Below are 728 nucleotides of genomic sequence, written 5' to 3' on the forward strand. Positions count from 1 at the left end.
GTGACAGGTGCAGCAAGCGGTATCGGGGAACAGGCTGCACGCAAGCTCGCAGCAGATGGCGCGGCGGTGGTGATCGCAGATCTGAATTTCGCGAACGCGCAGAAAGTGGCCGACAGCATCGAGGCCGCAGGTGGCCGCGCAATCGCCGTAGCGATGGACGTGACGGACGAAAATGCCGTGAATGCAGGCATCGAAGATACGGTGGCGAAGCTTGGCGGCATCGACGTGCTAGTGTCGAATGCGGGCATTCAGATCGTTGCGCCGATCGAGGAATATGCTTACACCGATTGGAAAAAGATGCTGGCCATTCATCTTGACGGCGCGTTCCTGACCACTAAGGCGGCCATCAAGCACATGTACGCATCGGGCAAGGGCGGCTCGATTATTTATATGGGTTCGGTGCATTCGCATGAAGCGTCCAAGCTTAAATCCGCTTATGTGACGGCTAAGCACGGTTTGCTTGGACTGGCTCGCGTCGTCGCTAAAGAAGGTGGGCCGCGTGGCGTGCGCGCCAATGTCGTATGCCCTGGTTTTGTGCGAACACCGTTGGTCGAAAAGCAGATTCCCGAGCAAGCGCAAGCGCTTGGCATTACCGAAGAAGAAGTCGTCAAGAATGTGATGCTCAAGGAAACGGTCGATGGTGAATTCACGACCGTCGAAGACGTGGCGAACACAGTGGCGTTTCTGGCGGGCTTCAAATCGAATGCGCTCACGGGCCAGTCGATCGT

Annotated in this window: 1 protein-coding gene; it reads left to right on the top strand. The window is 57.0% G+C overall.

Annotation, left to right across the window (positions count from 1 at the left end):
* Window positions 1–728: 3-hydroxybutyrate dehydrogenase (locus P7F28_RS07960; protein WP_277183975.1), on the top strand; the 728-nt coding region annotated here is incomplete at both ends.

The organism is Caballeronia sp. BR00000012568055 (genome assembly GCF_029439455.1).
Lineage (GTDB): Bacteria > Pseudomonadota > Gammaproteobacteria > Burkholderiales > Burkholderiaceae > Caballeronia.